The 15,292-nt window shown below is 59.4% G+C and carries 14 protein-coding genes; 6 read left to right on the top strand and 8 right to left on the bottom strand.

Annotation, left to right across the window (positions count from 1 at the left end; all coding sequences use genetic code 11):
• Position 1: 1 nt before the first annotated feature.
• Entirely contained in the window at positions 2–442 is a 441-nt protein-coding gene (locus FLO80_RS15530) for a GNAT family N-acetyltransferase (protein ID WP_111367360.1), read from the bottom strand.
• A 176-nt stretch (positions 443–618) separates the two neighbouring features.
• On the opposite strand from FLO80_RS15530, the gene FLO80_RS15535 reads away from it, so the two are divergent.
• Positions 619–996 carry a DUF4168 domain-containing protein gene (locus FLO80_RS15535; RefSeq protein ID WP_188078311.1) on the top strand — a complete coding sequence of 126 codons (378 nt, stop codon included), beginning with the start codon at positions 619–621 and terminating at the stop codon, positions 994–996.
• 68 nt (positions 997–1,064) lie between these two features.
• On the opposite strand, the gene FLO80_RS15540 is transcribed toward FLO80_RS15535, so the two are convergent.
• The gene (locus tag FLO80_RS15540; RefSeq protein ID WP_281287019.1) at positions 1,065–3,059 is read right to left on the bottom strand and encodes a methylmalonyl-CoA mutase family protein; all 1,995 of its coding nucleotides are present in this window, start codon (positions 3,057–3,059) and stop codon (positions 1,065–1,067) included.
• 108 nt (positions 3,060–3,167) lie between these two features.
• Here FLO80_RS15540 and FLO80_RS15545 point away from each other — a divergent pair, with 108 nt between their 5' ends.
• From FLO80_RS15545 to FLO80_RS15565, 5 genes are all read left to right on the top strand, one after another.
• On the top strand, positions 3,168–4,535 hold the full coding sequence (locus FLO80_RS15545; RefSeq protein ID WP_111367368.1) for a 1-acyl-sn-glycerol-3-phosphate acyltransferase: 1,368 nt from the start codon (positions 3,168–3,170) through the stop codon (positions 4,533–4,535).
• Positions 4,536–4,671: 136 nt separating this feature from the next.
• Positions 4,672–5,961 carry a crotonyl-CoA carboxylase/reductase gene (gene ccrA, locus FLO80_RS15550; protein WP_111367370.1) on the top strand — a complete coding sequence of 430 codons (1,290 nt, stop codon included), beginning with the start codon at positions 4,672–4,674 and terminating at the stop codon, positions 5,959–5,961.
• Positions 5,962–6,172: 211 nt separating this feature from the next.
• On the top strand, positions 6,173–6,382 hold the full coding sequence (locus tag FLO80_RS15555; protein WP_111367373.1) for a hypothetical protein: 210 nt from the start codon (positions 6,173–6,175) through the stop codon (positions 6,380–6,382).
• 118 nt (positions 6,383–6,500) lie between these two features.
• A complete protein-coding gene (locus FLO80_RS15560; RefSeq protein WP_111367376.1) occupies positions 6,501–8,027 on the top strand; it encodes an ATP-dependent DNA helicase in 1,527 nt (508 codons plus the stop codon).
• Positions 8,024–8,743, top strand: coding sequence for an SDR family oxidoreductase (locus tag FLO80_RS15565; RefSeq protein WP_111367378.1), 720 nt, complete (start codon positions 8,024–8,026; stop codon positions 8,741–8,743). The genes FLO80_RS15560 and FLO80_RS15565 overlap by 4 nt, the downstream gene beginning before the upstream one ends.
• Before the next feature lie 16 nt (positions 8,744–8,759).
• Here FLO80_RS15565 and FLO80_RS15570 read toward each other — a convergent pair whose 3' ends face one another.
• The 6 genes from FLO80_RS15570 to FLO80_RS15595 form a co-directional block, all read right to left on the bottom strand.
• Entirely contained in the window at positions 8,760–9,527 is a 768-nt protein-coding gene (locus FLO80_RS15570; protein ID WP_111367380.1) for a TIGR02186 family protein, read from the bottom strand.
• Positions 9,527–10,450 (bottom strand): sulfite exporter TauE/SafE family protein, encoded by a 924-nt coding sequence (locus FLO80_RS15575; protein WP_111367383.1) that lies wholly within the window; start codon positions 10,448–10,450, stop codon positions 9,527–9,529. Before FLO80_RS15575 ends, FLO80_RS15570 begins: the two co-directional genes overlap by 1 nt.
• Before the next feature lie 105 nt (positions 10,451–10,555).
• Positions 10,556–11,521: an ABC transporter permease gene (locus FLO80_RS15580; protein WP_111367386.1), complete on the bottom strand. Its 966-nt coding sequence runs from the start codon at positions 11,519–11,521 to the stop codon at positions 10,556–10,558.
• Between the two features lie 3 nt (positions 11,522–11,524).
• On the bottom strand, positions 11,525–12,619 hold the full coding sequence (locus FLO80_RS15585) for an ABC transporter permease (RefSeq protein ID WP_111367388.1): 1,095 nt from the start codon (positions 12,617–12,619) through the stop codon (positions 11,525–11,527).
• Positions 12,619–14,151 carry an ABC transporter ATP-binding protein gene (locus FLO80_RS15590; RefSeq protein WP_111367391.1) on the bottom strand — a complete coding sequence of 511 codons (1,533 nt, stop codon included), beginning with the start codon at positions 14,149–14,151 and terminating at the stop codon, positions 12,619–12,621. The genes FLO80_RS15585 and FLO80_RS15590 overlap by 1 nt, the downstream gene beginning before the upstream one ends.
• Positions 14,152–14,270: 119 nt before the next feature.
• On the bottom strand, positions 14,271–15,269 hold the full coding sequence (locus tag FLO80_RS15595) for a BMP family lipoprotein (protein ID WP_111367394.1): 999 nt from the start codon (positions 15,267–15,269) through the stop codon (positions 14,271–14,273).
• Positions 15,270–15,292: the final 23 nt, after the last annotated feature.

A 15,292-nucleotide genomic window follows, 5' to 3' on the forward strand; every position in this document is an offset into this window, starting at 1 on the left:
TCTATCGCTGATACTTGATGAAGGGTGTCAGGGTCGCGATCCGGTCATAAAGCCGCCGCGCCGTTTCGTTGAAATCCTGCGTCATCCAATAGACCGACGGCGTGCCATTGGCATCCGCCGCGTCATAGACCGCCTCGATCAGCTTGCGCCCCACACCTGTCCCGCGCGCGCCCGGGTCGGCGTAAAGGTCTTGCAGATAGCACACGTCCTCGACCCGCCAGTTATGCGGATGGAAGATGTAATGCACGAGACCCACGGCACGCCCCTCCTGCCGCGCGATCAATCCGTTCTGGCGCAGATGATCGGGATCGCACAGGCGGGCGAATGTCGTCTGGTAAACCTCTTCCGAGACGCCGGTTTCGTAGAATTCCAGATACCCGGTCCAGAGCCGGCGCCAATCGGATTCGTCGGCGTGGCACAGGGGGCTGATGATGGTCTCCATGACAATTCTCCCTTCGATATTGCGCCACTTTGCCCACAGCGCGATGTGGGGGCAATGGCCAAAGGTCGGTCATGGTGGGCATTTTTCCGCTTGCCTGTTTGCACTTCTCTCCGCGCCATTCCAAATCTGTCGCATTCCCCACGCAGGGAAGACATGCACAAGAATGGAGAAAACTGGTGACACTCAAACCCAAATTCCTGACCGCCCTCGCAGTTATTGCGCTCGGGTTTTCCACGCCGGTCGTGGCCCAGCAAACCGAGGTGCCGAGCATCGCCGCCGAAGACGTCACCGAGACACAGGTGAACGCATTCGTGGATGCCGCCCTCGCCGTGCAGGAGGTGCAAAACGAGTATATCCCGCAGATTCAGGCCACGGAAGATGAAGGCGCGCGCAACGAGATCATCGAGCAAGCCAATACCGCAGCGGCTGCCGCGGTCGAGTCGGTCGATGAACTGACGATTGACGACTATCTCGCGATCGCGGAAGCCGCCCGGCAGGACGAGGATTTGAATGGCCGGATCATGGCTCGGCTTCAGTCCCAGCAGGAGCAATAAGCCGGGATACGGCCATTTGCACATTATCAAAGGGCAGGCACATATTGCCTGCCCTTTGAAATATGACCCTATTCGGCGGCGATTTCTCTGGGATCGGCCAGGGCGACGATATCCATCATGATGGTGTTGAGCTCGAAATCCTTGGGGGTATAGACCTGCGCTACCCCCAGTTCACGCAGGGTTCTCGCGTCGTCTTCGGGAATGATACCCCCCACGATAACGGGCACATGGCCAAGCCCCGCATCGTGCAGCCGGCTCAGCGTGTCTTCGACCAGGGGCATATGACTGCCCGAAAGGATGGACAGGCCAATCACATGCGCGGCGTTTTCCTGTGCCGCCTTGACGATCTCTTCCGGCGTCAGCCGGATACCTTCGTACTCGATATCCATCCCGCAATCACGGGCGCGAAAGGCGATCTGCTCGGCGCCGTTGGAATGACCATCGAGCCCCGGCTTGCCAACCAGGAACTTGAGACGGCGCCCGAGACGATCGCTCACGGCATCCACCGCCGCGCGGATATCGTCAAGCCCCTCGGTCTTGTTCGAAACCGCCCGCGAAACGCCTGTGGGGCCACGATACTCGCCGAAAACCTCGCGCATGACCTCTGCCCATTCGCCGGTGGTGACACCGGCCTTGGCCGCGGTGATCGAGGGCCCCATGATATTCGCACCACTTGTGGCGGCAGCGCGCAGATCGGCCAGCGCCCGATCCACGGCGGCAGTATCGCGGGCAGCACGCCAGTCATCGAGCTGCGCGATCTGATTGGCTTCGACCGCCGGATCGACGGTCAGGATACCGCCCTCGCCGCTGGTCAGGGGGCTGGGTTCGCCCTCGGTCCATTTGTTCACGCCGACAACCACGGTTTCACCGGCTTCGATCCGGTTCAGACGTTCGGCATTGGAATCGACCAGGCGGGATTTCATGTATTCGATCGCGGCAACTGCGCCGCCCATCCCGTCGAGCGATTCAAGCTCGTGCCGCGCGCCCTCTTTCAACGCGGCGACCTTGGCATCGACGGCCGGATTGTTGTCGAACAGGTCGTCATATTCCAGAAGGTCGGTCTCATAGGCCATGATCTGCTGCATCCGCATCGACCATTGCTGATCCCAGGGGCGCGGCAGGCCAAGCGCCTCGTTCCACGCAGGCAACTGCACCGCGCGGGCGCGGGCCTTTTTCGACAGCGTCACGGCCAGCATTTCGATGAGGATGCGATAGACGTTGTTTTCCGGCTGTTGCTCGGTCAGGCCAAGGCTGTTGACCTGCACGCCATAGCGGAAGCGGCGGAACTTGGGGTCTTCCACGCCGTAGCGGTCGCGCAGGATCTCGTCCCACAGATCGACAAAGGCGCGCATCTTGCACATTTCCGTCACGAACCGGATGCCCGCATTGACAAAAAACGAAATCCGCCCGCACAGTGCCGGGAAATCCGCGTCCGGAACGCGCGGTTTCAATTCGTCGAGAACGGCAATCGCGGTGGCTAGTGCAAAGGCCAGTTCCTGCTCGGGCGTGGCGCCCGCCTCTTGCAGGTGATAGGAACACACGTTCATCGGGTTCCATTTTGGCACATGGGTATAACAATATTCCGCCACGTCCCCGATGAGTTTCAGCGACGGTTTCGGCGGACAGACATACGTGCCGCGGCTTAGGTATTCCTTAATGATATCGTTTTGTACTGTGCCTTGCAGTTTGGTGATATCCGCGCCCTGTTCTTCGGCAACCGCGATGTAAAGCGCCAGAAGCCACGGCGCGGTGGCATTGATCGTCATCGAGGTGTTCATCTGTTCGAGCGGGATCTGGTCGAACAGCGTGCGCATGTCGCCGAGATGGCAGATCGGAACGCCGACCTTGCCGACTTCGCCACGCGCCAGAACGTGGTCGCTGTCATACCCGGTCTGGGTCGGAAGGTCGAAGGCCACCGAAAGCCCGGTCTGCCCCTTGGCAAGGTTGCCACGGTATAGCGCGTTCGAGGCTTCGGCGGTCGAATGGCCGGAATAGGTGCGGATGATCCAGGGACGGTCTTTCTGCGGCTGCGACATGAATGGCCTCGTGAATCGGAGTGGCAATTTTCTTGCGTTCGGGCGTTCATACTTGGAATTTTATGGCGCTGTCAATTCGCTGCGTTGCGGCATGGGGTGATTTACTGCCGGTGAAAACCCTGCCACGGTGTGCCGATGACAAGTACCGTAACAATGCCGCTCTGGCTTTTGATCGTGATTCTCGCCTTTGCGGCGGTCACCTTTGCCTCGCATTTCCTCTTTCCCTCGGTGCGCTGGTTCTTTCGGCGGCGCATGGAGAAGGTGGTTGCACGGCTGAACGAGCGTTTGGAACGGCCGATCCAGCCCTTCAAGCTGGCCCGCCGCCATGACATGATCCAGCGGTTGATCTACGATCCCGAGGTCTCGAAGGCCATAATCGAACATGCCCGCCAGGAGGGCGTTCCCGAGAATGTCGCCTTCCAGACGGCAAGAAGCTATGCCCGTGAAATCGTACCGTCCTTCAGTGCGTCACTTTATTTCGGTCTGGCCATCAAACTGGCAAAGCTGATCAGCACCTCGCTTTACCGCGTGCGCCTTGGGCACCATGCCGAAGATCACCTCAAGGCCATAGACCCCGATGCCACGGTGGTATTCGTGATGAACCACCGGTCGAACATGGATTATGTCCTCGTGACCTATCTGGCGGCCGAGCGTAGCGCGCTGTCCTATGCGGTTGGCGAATGGGCGCAGGTTTGGCCGCTGAGCCGTCTGATCAAGGCGATGGGGGCCTATTTCATCCGCCGCAAGTCGCGCAATGCGCTCTATCGCAAGGTGTTGGCGCGCTATGTGCGTCTGGCCACAGAGGGTGGGGTGATGCAGGCCGTGTTCCCCGAAGGCGGCCTGTCGCTCGACGGGGCGCTGGCCGAGCCCAAGCTGGGGATTCTGAAATACATCGTCGAAGGACACGACGTGTCATTGCGCGATGTCGTTTTCGTGCCGGTTGCGATCAATTATGATCGCGTTTTCGAGGATCGTATCCTCGTGACCGCGGGCCAGACCGGAGAGCGACGGTTTCGGGCCAGGATTTCGGTGATCCTGCGATTCCTTTTCAAACAGATCTGGCTGCGGCTGCGGGGCAAGTACCACCGGTTTGGCTATGCAGCCGTGAGTTTTGGGCCGCCCGTGCATTTGCACAGGTTGCTTGAGGAAGAATCCGAGGACACGATGTCGAAACTTGCCGCGCAACTGATGCGGCGGATCGGAGAAGAGGTCCCGGTGCTGCCCGTTCCCCTTGTGGCGTCGGCCCTGCTTGCCGCTTCCGGGCCGCTCGATCGCGCGGCGTTGGAGGAATGTGTTCACCGTCTTCTGGCTCAATTGCCTGACGCGCATTTGCACTTGCCTCGCAACGACTTGGGCTATGCCGTGGAGGTGGGATTGCGAAATCTCATCGGTCGTGCGCTGGTGAATGAGAAAGAGGGCCGGTTCTCGGTGGCACAGGATGGGCGCCCGCTGATTGCCTTTTATGCGGCTTCGATTGAGCATCTCTTCGAGAAGCCGCTCTAGAGCGATTTTTCTGCGACTGCGAGGTTATAAAATTTCAATTTGCTGCACCCGGGCATTGCAATATTTCGCGACGATCGGTATTTCGTCTGGAAACGGCGCGATTCTGCGCTGCGGCACAGTTGCAAGGGAGCATGACATGGCACTGGATACGGATATCGGAATCGCGTCCTATGACGCGCCCGAGAAGGATCTTTACGAAATCGGGGAAATGCCGCCGCTGGGCTATGTCCCCAAACAGATGTATGCATGGGCGATCCGCCGCGAGCGACATGGCGAGCCGGACAAGTCCTTTCAGGTCGAAGTCGTGGACACATGGGAGATCGACAGCCACGAAGTGCTCGTTCTCGTGATGGCGGCTGGCGTGAACTACAACGGGGTCTGGGCCGGTCTCGGTGTGCCGATCAGCCCGTTCGATGGTCACAAGCAACCCTATCATATCGCGGGGTCCGACGCCTCGGGTATCGTGTGGAAAGTCGGCGACAAGGTGAAGACCTGGAAGGTCGGTGACGAGGTGGTCATTCACTGTAATCAGGATGATGGCGACGACGAGGAATGCAACGGTGGCGACCCGATGTTTTCACCGACCCAGCGGATTTGGGGGTATGAGACCCACGATGGTTCATTCGCGCAGTTCACACGGGTGCAGGCGCAACAGCTCTTGCCGCGCCCGAAACACCTGACCTGGGAGGAATCGGCCTGTTACACGCTGACATTGGCCACCGCATACCGGATGCTCTTCGGGCACCACCCGCATGAACTCAAACCCGGGCAGAATGTCCTGGTCTGGGGCGCCTCGGGTGGATTGGGGTCATATGCGATCCAGTTGATCAACGCGGCGGGTGGTAACGCGATCGGTGTGATTTCCGACGAGGACAAGCGCGACTTTGTCATGGATCTCGGTGCAAAGGGCGTGATCAACCGCAAGGATTTCAACTGCTGGGGGCAGCTTCCGACGGTCAATACCGAGGAATACAAGCAGTGGTTCAACGAAGTTCGCAAGTTTGGCAAGGCGATCTGGGATATCACCGGCAAGGGCAATAACGTTGATATCGTTTTCGAACATCCGGGCGAGGCGACCTTCCCGGTTTCGACCTTCGTCTGCAAGAAGGGCGGAATGGTCGTGATCTGCGCCGGGACCAGCGGGTTCAATTGCACCTTCGACGTGCGCTATATCTGGATGCACCAGAAACGCCTTCAGGGGTCACATTTCGCGCATCTCAAGCAGGCGGCTTCTGCAAACCGCCTGATGGTGGAAAGGCGGCTCGATCCCTGCATGTCGGAGGTGTTCCCCTGGACCGATATTCCGCATGCACACGTCAAGATGATGCGAAACGAGCACAAACCCGGGAACATGGCAGTGCTTGTGCAAGCGCCGACGACAGGGCTGCGAACGGTCGAAGATGTGATCGACGCTGGTAAGTCCTAAATCCGTAAACTTCACCTGAATCGCCCACGCAGAACACGGGTTTTGCGTGGGCGATTTGCATTCTAATAGTGGCGGGTATCGTTCTGATTTCAGCACCTTACATTTCCCAGTATCGCTATTTCCGGGGAGTTGTTTTTGCGAGTTCCCAATTTTCGCAATCGTGCTACGGTGGTTTTTACTCGTTGCGAACCACCTAAGGGAGAGGATGGCTATGAAGAACGATTGGATACTGGATGTTCTCGCGGATCTTAAGACATTCGCGCAGGCGAATGGCCTGACCCAGCTTGCCGAGCAACTGGAGGATACCACTCTTGTTGCTGCGGCGGAGATTGCGTCCGGGGTGGAAGAGGCAAAACCAGGTGCGGAAACCGAGACGGGAGAGCCTGGACGAACTCCTCGAACGACTGGAACAAGTGTCTGATCTCGAGGAGTTTCAGGCCGTCTTGGAACCTTTCGGGGTCGGACGAGCGGAGGCCCATGTGGCCTGATTGTAAAAGCGCCATGTTGTGAATGGTCAGGGCGCTCGATAATGTCGCCGCATGACAGTGATGCGCCCGACCTTTTCCCATGACCAGGCAGATGCCTTTGACCGCATCGCCGAGGCATTGTGCGCCATGGGAATCAACCTTGACGATTGCACTCTGACGCCGCCCCGCGATGGCAAGGGCGCGGTTCTTGCGATTGTTGGCAAGGCGGGCTCGGGCAAGACGCTTCTTCTGGCCGAACTGTTCAAGGCCATGGATAACTGTGGTGTGGAAGTGGTTTCGGGCGACTACGAGGGTCGTCGCCGCATGGATCGGCGCACATTGGCCGTTCTGGCCCCGACGAACAAGGCAGCGAGCGTGCTGCGGACACGCCGCGTACCTGCGACCACGATCCACCGCATTCTTTACACGCCCGTCTATGACCCGGAATACGAACATATTGCTGAATGGCTGGCCGGAGAGGGCGAACGCCCCGAGATCGAGGGGCTGACCGATATCGCGCTGGAACGGGCGGCCGCATTCTTCAAGATACATCGTTCGATTCCGGGGGCTCTGGCGGCGGCTGGATTGCGTGGCTCCGATTTCATCACCGGCTGGAAACGCCGCGAAGAGCCCCTCGATGTCGGGTTCGTTGATGAAGCGTCGATGCTCGACGACCGGCAGTTCGATGACCTGCGCGAAATTTTCCCGATGCTTGTGCTGTTTGGTGATCCGGCACAGCTCGCGCCGGTCAACCAGTCCGGCACGATGGTTTTCGACAAGTTGGATGACGGTGCAAAACTGATCTTGCATCGTGTTCATCGGCAGGACGCTGATAACCCGATCCTTGATCTTGCGCATGCGCTCTCCGATCCTGAAGTGGGGTTCGAGGATTTTGAAACCATGGTCGAAGAGACCGCGCGCCGCGATGATCGCGTTGTCTGGGGGCAGCGAGTCGAGGTCGACTTGATGGCGCGGAGCCCGGTTCTGGTTTGGCGCAATGCAACCCGTATTCGCCTCATCAACGCGTTTCGCCGGGTCCATGATGCGCCCGAAACCGAGTTGTTGCCGGGCGAGCCGTTGATCTGCGACGGTCTGGAACTGCCGTTGAAGCATCGCAAGAAGCGGCTCGACCTTGAGGCGCGCGGGCTGATCAAAGGGGCGCAGGTTATCTATCTAGGGCCGGGACGGAAGGCCGGGTTTTCGCGCCTGCATGTGATTGGAGCGCCTGACCCTCAGGTGTCGGCGGCTTCGATCGTGAAGATTGAAAAGCCGGACGAGGAAGAGCCGTTCATTCCCTTCGCCGCGCGGATGGGGGCGACGTTCCTGCATGGCGCGGCGGTCACCATCCACAAGGCGCAAGGCTCGCAATGGGAGAGTGTGCAGGTCTTCGCCCCGGATCTATTCGCGGCGGCGCGTATGGGACGCATGGAGGCGGGGCAGCCGCTCTGGAAACGTCTTGCCTATGTCGCGATCACCCGGGCACAGGAACGGCTTTTCTGGGTTGTACGAAACCGCCTGTCGAAACCGATCGGCCAATTGAGAACCGACGATCTTGCCGTTCCCGCCGTGCCGCTCGAACTTGAAGGAACCGAGATATGAAATCGATCCTGATCACCGGTGCGAGTGCTGGTATAGGACGTGCCACTGCGCGTCGCTTCCTTGCGGAGGGATGGTGTGTGGGGCTGATGGCAAGGCGCCGCGATGCATTGGAGGATTTGGCCGAGGGGTTCGAGAACGCGGTGATCCTGCCCGGCGATGTGACCTGCGAAACCGATGTTGAAGACTCCGTCACCACTTTCCTGGAGCGTGCAGGGCGGTTGGGCGTTCTCTTCAACAATGCCGGGATGTTCGGTCCGACCAGCCTGATCGACGAGATGCACTATGATGAGTGGCGTAAGGTGGTCGATGTGAACCTGCATGGCATGTTCCTTGCGGCGCGCGCCGCGTTTCGCGCCATGCGGGCGCAAGATCCGCAAGGCGGACGGATCATCAATAACGGGTCGATCTCGGCGCATGCGCCGCGTGACATGTCGATTGCCTACACGACAACGAAACACGCGATTACGGGAATGACCAAGTCCTTGTCGCTTGATGGTCGGGCTTTCGACATTGCCTGCGGTCAAATCGACATCGGGAATGCGCGCACCGATCTTCTTGACGGGTTGATCCAGCGCAATCCCGACAATCCCCCGCCCGTGATGGATGTGTCCCATGTTGCGGATGCCGTTTTTCAAATGGCGACGTTGCCGCCCGAGGCAAATGTGCAATTCATGACGATCATGGCGACCAAGATGCCCTTCGTCGGTCGCGGATGACCAACCGGTGGCCAGTTCAGGCCTGACGGAAGATCCTGAAAGCCGCTGAGGCGCCCCACCCGGCCAGTATGGCGATTGCCAGGGAGAGCAAGCCGTAGATGACGGGTTGTTCCCGCGACAGGTTGAACAGAAATCGCTCCAGCCCGACTTTTCGAACATTGATCACGGTTTCATAATTCGCGATGACGGTTCGGTTTCTCAGCAGGAAAACACGCGTCTTGTAATCGCCCTCGGTGAGATTCGAGGGCAGGGCGATTGATGTTCTGAACAAGGTTTGTTGGTCGATGCGGACGGCGTCTTCAAGGAACTGGTAAAGACCGTTATTGCTTCGAATTCGGATCACGGCCTTTGCAAACGCATCGACGTCGGTGATATGGCTGGGCGCTCCGACAAGCCGGATTGAGCGCGGAATCGATACATGGTGCCGCAAATCATCGGAATCCGAGATTATCTCATTGAACGGGCCACTGGTCGCCACGGCATAAAAGGCTGGGGCCGAGTCAATCTCCAACGCGTCGGTGTTGACCCAGATCCCATACCGCTTTTCCTTGCGGCGCACAGTGACGGGGAGGGATGGCCCCTCGATCGTGACAATCACGTCCAGAGGTTGATCTGCCGGGGGGGGTGTCTCGCGTTTGACGGCCCCGAAAATCAGGATTTCCGACCCGTCGAAATTGGCGGTGATTGCAACGCGGTTCTGGCTCAACCCCAGAACGACCTCTTCGCTGGTTCCGGCCGCCGCGACCGGAACCAACAGGAGGCAAAGGGCAAGAAGGTGGCGCATCAATGCCCCCCCGCTGCGCCAAGCGAATAAAGCTCGGCGGGTTGCAGAAGCAGGTCCAGCGCAAGTTTCGCACAAACGGCGAGCACCATCGCGGCCAGCAGGACACGCAATTGCTCGGCTTTCATGTGAACGCCGATGCGAGTTCCGATCTGGGCGCCGATCACGCCGCCGATCAGCAGCAAGACGGCGAGCGCCATATCGACGGTATAGTTGGTGGTCGCATGCAGCATCGTTGTGAATGCAGTCACGAAGATGATCTGGAACAAGGAGGTTCCGACCACAACCTTGGTCGGCATGCCAAGCAGATAGATCATCGCCGGGACCATGATGAACCCCCCGCCCACACCCATGATCGCGGCGAGAATACCGACGGACAAGCCAATCAGAAGTGGCGGGATCACCGAAATATAGAGGCCCGAGGTGCGAAAGCGCATTTTGAAGGGCAACGCGTGGACCCAGTTACGCTGTCGGCGTTTTGGCACGGGGGTGGCTTGTGTGTTTCGGGCGCGCCGGATCGCATTGAAGCTCTCGATGAACATCAACCCGCCCACGACGCCGAGGAAAACGACGTAGCACAGCTTGACCAGCAGATCGACCTGACCAAGCGATTTCAGATAATTGAAGAGCAAAACACCGAAGGCGGCACCGACAAGCCCGCCGATCAGCAGCACCGTTCCCATCTTGAGATCGACGGTCTTGCGTTTGAGATGCGCCAGCACACCCGAGAAGGATGACGCGACGATCTGGTTCGCTTCGGTCGCGACCGCAACGGCGGGCGGGATGCCGATGAAAAACAGGAGCGGTGTCATCAGGAAACCGCCGCCGACACCGAACATGCCCGATAGAATGCCAACGATCCCGCCAAGACCAAGCAGGAGAAACGCATTGACCGACACTTCGGCTATCGGGAGATAGATTTGCATGTCGGTAGCTAGCGCGGGAGATACCAGTAATGCAAGGACGTGAAACAGGCATTTTGGCATATGCCGTCAAAACATCCCGAAGTCAGATTGTTTTTTTGCCAGACGTCACCGTTCTTTCACATAAGGTTCGCCACCGGCTCGGGGTGGGGTGGCCCTGCCGACAAAACCGGCGAGTATCACCACCGTCAGCACATAGGGCAGCGCCTGCACGAATTGCAGTGGCAAGGTCACGCCCAAGAGGTCGATCTTCTGAAACCGCGTCTCGATGGCAAAAAGAAAGCCGAATAGAAGACAGGCCATGAGCGCGTGCCAGGGGCGCCACTTGGCAAAGATCAGCGCGGCCAGCGCGATAAAGCCACGGTTGGCGGTCATGTCCTTGGTGAAGTTTGCTTGCAGGCCGGTGGCCATATAGGCCCCGGCGATGCCGCAGAGCACGCCGCATATGATCACGGCTTGATAACGCAGGCGAATAACCGACACCCCGGCTGTGTCCACGGCCTCTGGCGCTTCGCCGACAGCGCGCAGGCGCAGGCCAAACCGCGAGCGATACAACACCCACCATGTCATTGGGACCATCGCCAACGCAACATAGACGAGAATGGAATGCCCGGATAGAAGTTCGGCATAGATCGGGCCGAGAAACGGAAACTCGGCGACCTGATCCGCAAATGGCAGTTTGATCGGTTCAAAACGCGCCAATCCCACCAATGACGGTGTGCGCCCGCCTTGGGAAAACCATGCTTCCGCGACAAGAACCGTCATACCGGCCGCAAGGAAGTTGATCGCGACACCCGAGATGAGCTGATTGCCGCGAAAATTGATGGATGCAAGCGCATGAATGAGTGCAAGCGTGACGGATGACGCGATCCCGGCGGCAAGCCCGATCCAGGCCGAGCCCGACAGAAAGGCCACGGCGGCCGAAAAGAAAGCCGCCGCCAGCATCTTTCCTTCGAGGCCGATGTCGAAGATGCCGGAGCGCTCTGAATAAAGCCCCGCAAGGCACGCCAGAAGGAGGGGGGTGGCGCTTCGGATCGTGGAGTCGAGCAACTGGATGAGAGTTGTGAAATCCATGACTCAGCTCTCCTTGCGCCGCAGGGCGAGAAACAGGCGTTCCAATGGCATACGCACCATGTTGTCCAGCGCGCCCGTGAAAAGGATGACAAGAGCCTGAATTACGATGATCAATTCGCGCGGTATGGTGGTCCAGAGCGCAAGTTCGGCCCCGCCTTGATAGAGGAATCCGAACAGAATTGCGGCGAGAAAGACACCCAAAGGATGAGACCGCCCCATGAGGGCAACCGCAATACCGATAAACCCGGCCCCTTCTGTCGAATTCAGAATGAGCCGCTCTGCCTCGCCCTGTGTGGTGTTTACCGCCATCAGCCCGGCCAGCGCGCCGGAAATCATGAGCGCGATCATGGTGATCCGTGCCGGGGATATGCCTGCATAAAGTGCAGCCGGTTCGGATCGCCCGAATGCACGAATCTCGTAGCCAAGGCGCGTTCGCCAGATCAGGAGCCAGACCAGAACACAGGCCAGAACCGCTATGAAGAACGACACGTTTGCGGGCGTCCCGCGAAACAACACGTTGTCCGCGGTCGAGAACATGTCGCGGAATGTCGGCAGGTTCGTGGCTTCCGGAAAACGCGCCGTGGCCGGGTCCATCGCGCCCTTGGGGCGCAACACGTTGACCAAAAGGTAGTTCAGGAGCGTCGCGGCAATGAAGTTGAACATGATCGTCGTGATCACGATATGACTGCCGCGCTTGGCCTGAAGCCACGCCGGTATCAGGGCCCAGGCGGCGCCGAACAGCATCGCCGCCAGGGTGGTTCCGATCAGCGACACGCTCCAATGCGGCCAAGGGATGTAGAGACAGGCAAGGGCCACGCCCAACCCGCCGAGCATGGCCTGGCCTTCGCCGCCGATATTGAACATGCGCGCGTGGAACGCGACGGCGACGGCCAAGCCGGTGAACATGAAATTCGTTGCATAATAGAGCGTATAGCCCCATCCCGCCGAGCGCATCAGCGCCCCGTCGACCATCAGGCGAAACGCCGCGACCGGGTTTTCGCCGATGCCGATAATGACCAGGGCCGAGAGAATCGCCGCAAGCAGAAGAGAAATCAGCGGGACCAGCACCGCATCGGCCCATGCCGGCATTTTCTGCATCAGGCGGCCTTTCCTTTGACACCGGCCATCATGAGGCCAAGTTCGGTTTCATCACTTGCGTCGGGCAGCCGTTCGCCCATGATCTGGCCGTCGCACATCACCGCGATCCGGTCCGAGAGGGCCATGATCTCGTCAAGTTCGACCGAGACCAGAAGGATTGCCTTGCCCATGTCGCGCAGGGCGATGATCTGTTGATGGATGAATTCGATCGCACCGATGTCGACGCCTCGGGTCGGTTGACCAATCAGCAGGACGTCGGGGTTGCGTTCGATTTCGCGCGCGACCACAAGTTTCTGTTGATTGCCGCCCGAAAAGTTGCGCGCGAGCAGATCGGGGTCCGGCGGGCGCACGTCAAATCGACCCATCTGGGCGGCGGTGTCACGCCGCATCGCGGCGTTATTCATCAGCAGGCGATTGGTTTGATAGGCCGGATCATGGTGATAGCCAAAGGCCATGTTCTCCCACGCGGTGAATTCCAGGATCAGCCCCCGGCGCTGCCGATCCTCGGGCACGTGGCCGATGCCGTCATTGCGGCGCGCCCGTCCGTTGGCATACTTCCCTGAAATATCAAGCGGCTGACCGTGCAGGCTTATCAGGCCGGTGGCAAGTTGCATTCCTCCCAGAACTTCGAGCAACTCGGACTGACCATTGCCCGTGACACCGGCGATGCCGAGGACTTCGCCCGCGTGTACAGTGAAAGACACCCCCTTGAGCCGTTCAACACCGGTGCTGTCCGTCACCCGCAGATCTTCCACTGCGAGCACCGGAGGGCCGGGTCTGGCCGGTGTCTTCGTCACGCGCAGCAGAACCTTGCGGCCGACCATCAACTCGGCCAATTGCTCGGGGCTGGTGTCTTCGGTTCGGACTGTCGCCGTCATCTCACCACGACGCATGACGCTGACCGTATCCGTTATCTCCATGATTTCGCGCAGCTTGTGGGTGATGAAGATGATGGTTTTGCCTTCTTCGCGCAGGCGCGCCAGGATGCGGAAAAGCTGATCCGCCTCGGATGGGGTCAGCACGCCGGTGGGCTCGTCCAGGATCAGCACCTCGGCCTGACGATAGAGCGCCTTGAGGATTTCAACCCTTTGCTGCTTTCCGACACCGAGGTCCGAGATCAGTGCATCGGGGTCGACATGCAATTCGTATTCCCGTTCCAGCTCGGTCAGGATGCGCCGCGCCTTGGCCAGGGATGGGCGTAGCGGGGCACCGTCCTCGGCTCCGAGAATGACGTTTTCCAGAACGGTGAAGTTGTCCACCAGCTTGAAATGCTGGAACACCATGCCGATGCCCGCGGCGATGGCGGAATGGCTGTCGGTGATCCGGGCTTTCTTTCCATGGATGAAAACCTCGCCGGAATCGGCCTTGTAGAACCCGTAAAGGATCGACATCAGTGTCGATTTTCCGGCGCCGTTTTCACCAATGATGCCATGGATCGTTCCCGGCATCACCCGAATGGAAATATCCTTGTTGGCTTGCACAGGCCCGAAAGCCTTGGAAATGCCTATAAGTTCGATGGCCGGGACGGTCATTGTCTTCCCTTGGACCGGGTAATCCGGTGATCTAGTGTCCAGATATGTCGCAGGTTGTGGCACGGGTGCGACGCGTGCCTCGGCGGGCGGGGCGGTGAATGCCCCGCCCATGCGGCGGATCAGAAATCGATAACCGGGCAGCTATCGTTCTCGTAATAGCCGACGACATTCAATTCGCCCGCGATGATCGCCTCGCGCGCGGCATCGACCTCGGCTTTCATTTCGTCCGAGATCAGTGCGGCGTTATGTTCGTCAAGCGCATATCCGACACCGTCCTCGGCAAGACCAAGCGTGAACACGCCGGTTTCAAGGTTTTCGCCAGCGGTCATCGCATCATACACCGCGACATCGACGCGCTTGAGCATCGAGGTCAGGACCTTGCCGGGGTGCAGGTGGTTCTGGTTGCTGTCCACGCCAATCGAGAGGATACCCTCATCCGCGGCGGTTTGCAGAACACCCACCCCGGTGCCGCCTGCGGCCGCATAGACCACGTCGGCGCCCTGGCTGATTTGTGCCTTGGTCAGTTCCGACCCCTTGACCGGGTCGTTCCAGGCCGCGGGCGTCGTGCCGGTCATGTTGGCGATGATCTTGATATCCGGATTGACGGCCATCGCACCCTGGGCGTAGCCACAGCCGAAATGCCGGATCAGCGGGATGTCCATGCCGCCGACGAAACCAACCGTGCCGCTTTCGGATGCCATCGCGGCCAGCATGCCGACCAGATACGACCCCTCGTGTTCGGCAAATCCGATCTGGCGGATGTTGGGTGCGTCCAGCCAGGTCACGTCCACGGCAGTGAATTTCGTATCGGGATAGTCAGGCGCGACATTGCTAAGCGGATCGGCCATGGCAAAGCCCATGGTGATCACCGGGTTGAAACCGGCCTCGGCAAAGCGGCGCAACGCCTGTTCGCGCTGCGCTTCGGATTGAAGCTCGATCTCGCGGAAAGAACCACCGGTATCCTCGACCCAGCGTTTGGCGCCGTTATAGGCCGCTTCGTTGAAAGATTTGTCGAATTTCCCACCAAGGTCAAAAATCAGGGCGGGCTCCGAAAGCGCGGCTCCGGCGGAAAGGGACAGCATTGCAGCAGCCCCGAGGCATTTGGTCATGAGGGTCATGGTATTCTCCCTGTTGGTTAACG

The organism is Aquicoccus porphyridii (genome assembly GCF_008369105.1).
Classification (GTDB): Bacteria; Pseudomonadota; Alphaproteobacteria; order Rhodobacterales; family Rhodobacteraceae; genus Aquicoccus; species Aquicoccus porphyridii.

Coding starts and splice junctions, on each gene's coding strand:
- FLO80_RS15530 (WP_111367360.1), bottom strand. CDS start 442: ATGGAGACCATCATCAGCCCCCTGTGCCACGCCGACGAATCCGATTGG.
- FLO80_RS15545 (WP_111367368.1), top strand. CDS start 3,168: ATGACAAGTACCGTAACAATGCCGCTCTGGCTTTTGATCGTGATTCTC.
- ccrA (WP_111367370.1), top strand. CDS start 4,672: ATGGCACTGGATACGGATATCGGAATCGCGTCCTATGACGCGCCCGAG.
- FLO80_RS15555 (WP_111367373.1), top strand. CDS start 6,173: ATGAAGAACGATTGGATACTGGATGTTCTCGCGGATCTTAAGACATTC.
- FLO80_RS15560 (WP_111367376.1), top strand. CDS start 6,501: ATGACAGTGATGCGCCCGACCTTTTCCCATGACCAGGCAGATGCCTTT.
- FLO80_RS15565 (WP_111367378.1), top strand. CDS start 8,024: ATGAAATCGATCCTGATCACCGGTGCGAGTGCTGGTATAGGACGTGCC.
- FLO80_RS15570 (WP_111367380.1), bottom strand. CDS start 9,527: ATGCGCCACCTTCTTGCCCTTTGCCTCCTGTTGGTTCCGGTCGCGGCG.
- FLO80_RS15575 (WP_111367383.1), bottom strand. CDS start 10,450: ATGCAAATCTATCTCCCGATAGCCGAAGTGTCGGTCAATGCGTTTCTC.
- FLO80_RS15580 (WP_111367386.1), bottom strand. CDS start 11,521: ATGGATTTCACAACTCTCATCCAGTTGCTCGACTCCACGATCCGAAGC.
- FLO80_RS15585 (WP_111367388.1), bottom strand. CDS start 12,619: ATGCAGAAAATGCCGGCATGGGCCGATGCGGTGCTGGTCCCGCTGATT.
- FLO80_RS15590 (WP_111367391.1), bottom strand. CDS start 14,151: ATGACCGTCCCGGCCATCGAACTTATAGGCATTTCCAAGGCTTTCGGG.
- FLO80_RS15595 (WP_111367394.1), bottom strand. CDS start 15,269: ATGACCCTCATGACCAAATGCCTCGGGGCTGCTGCAATGCTGTCCCTT.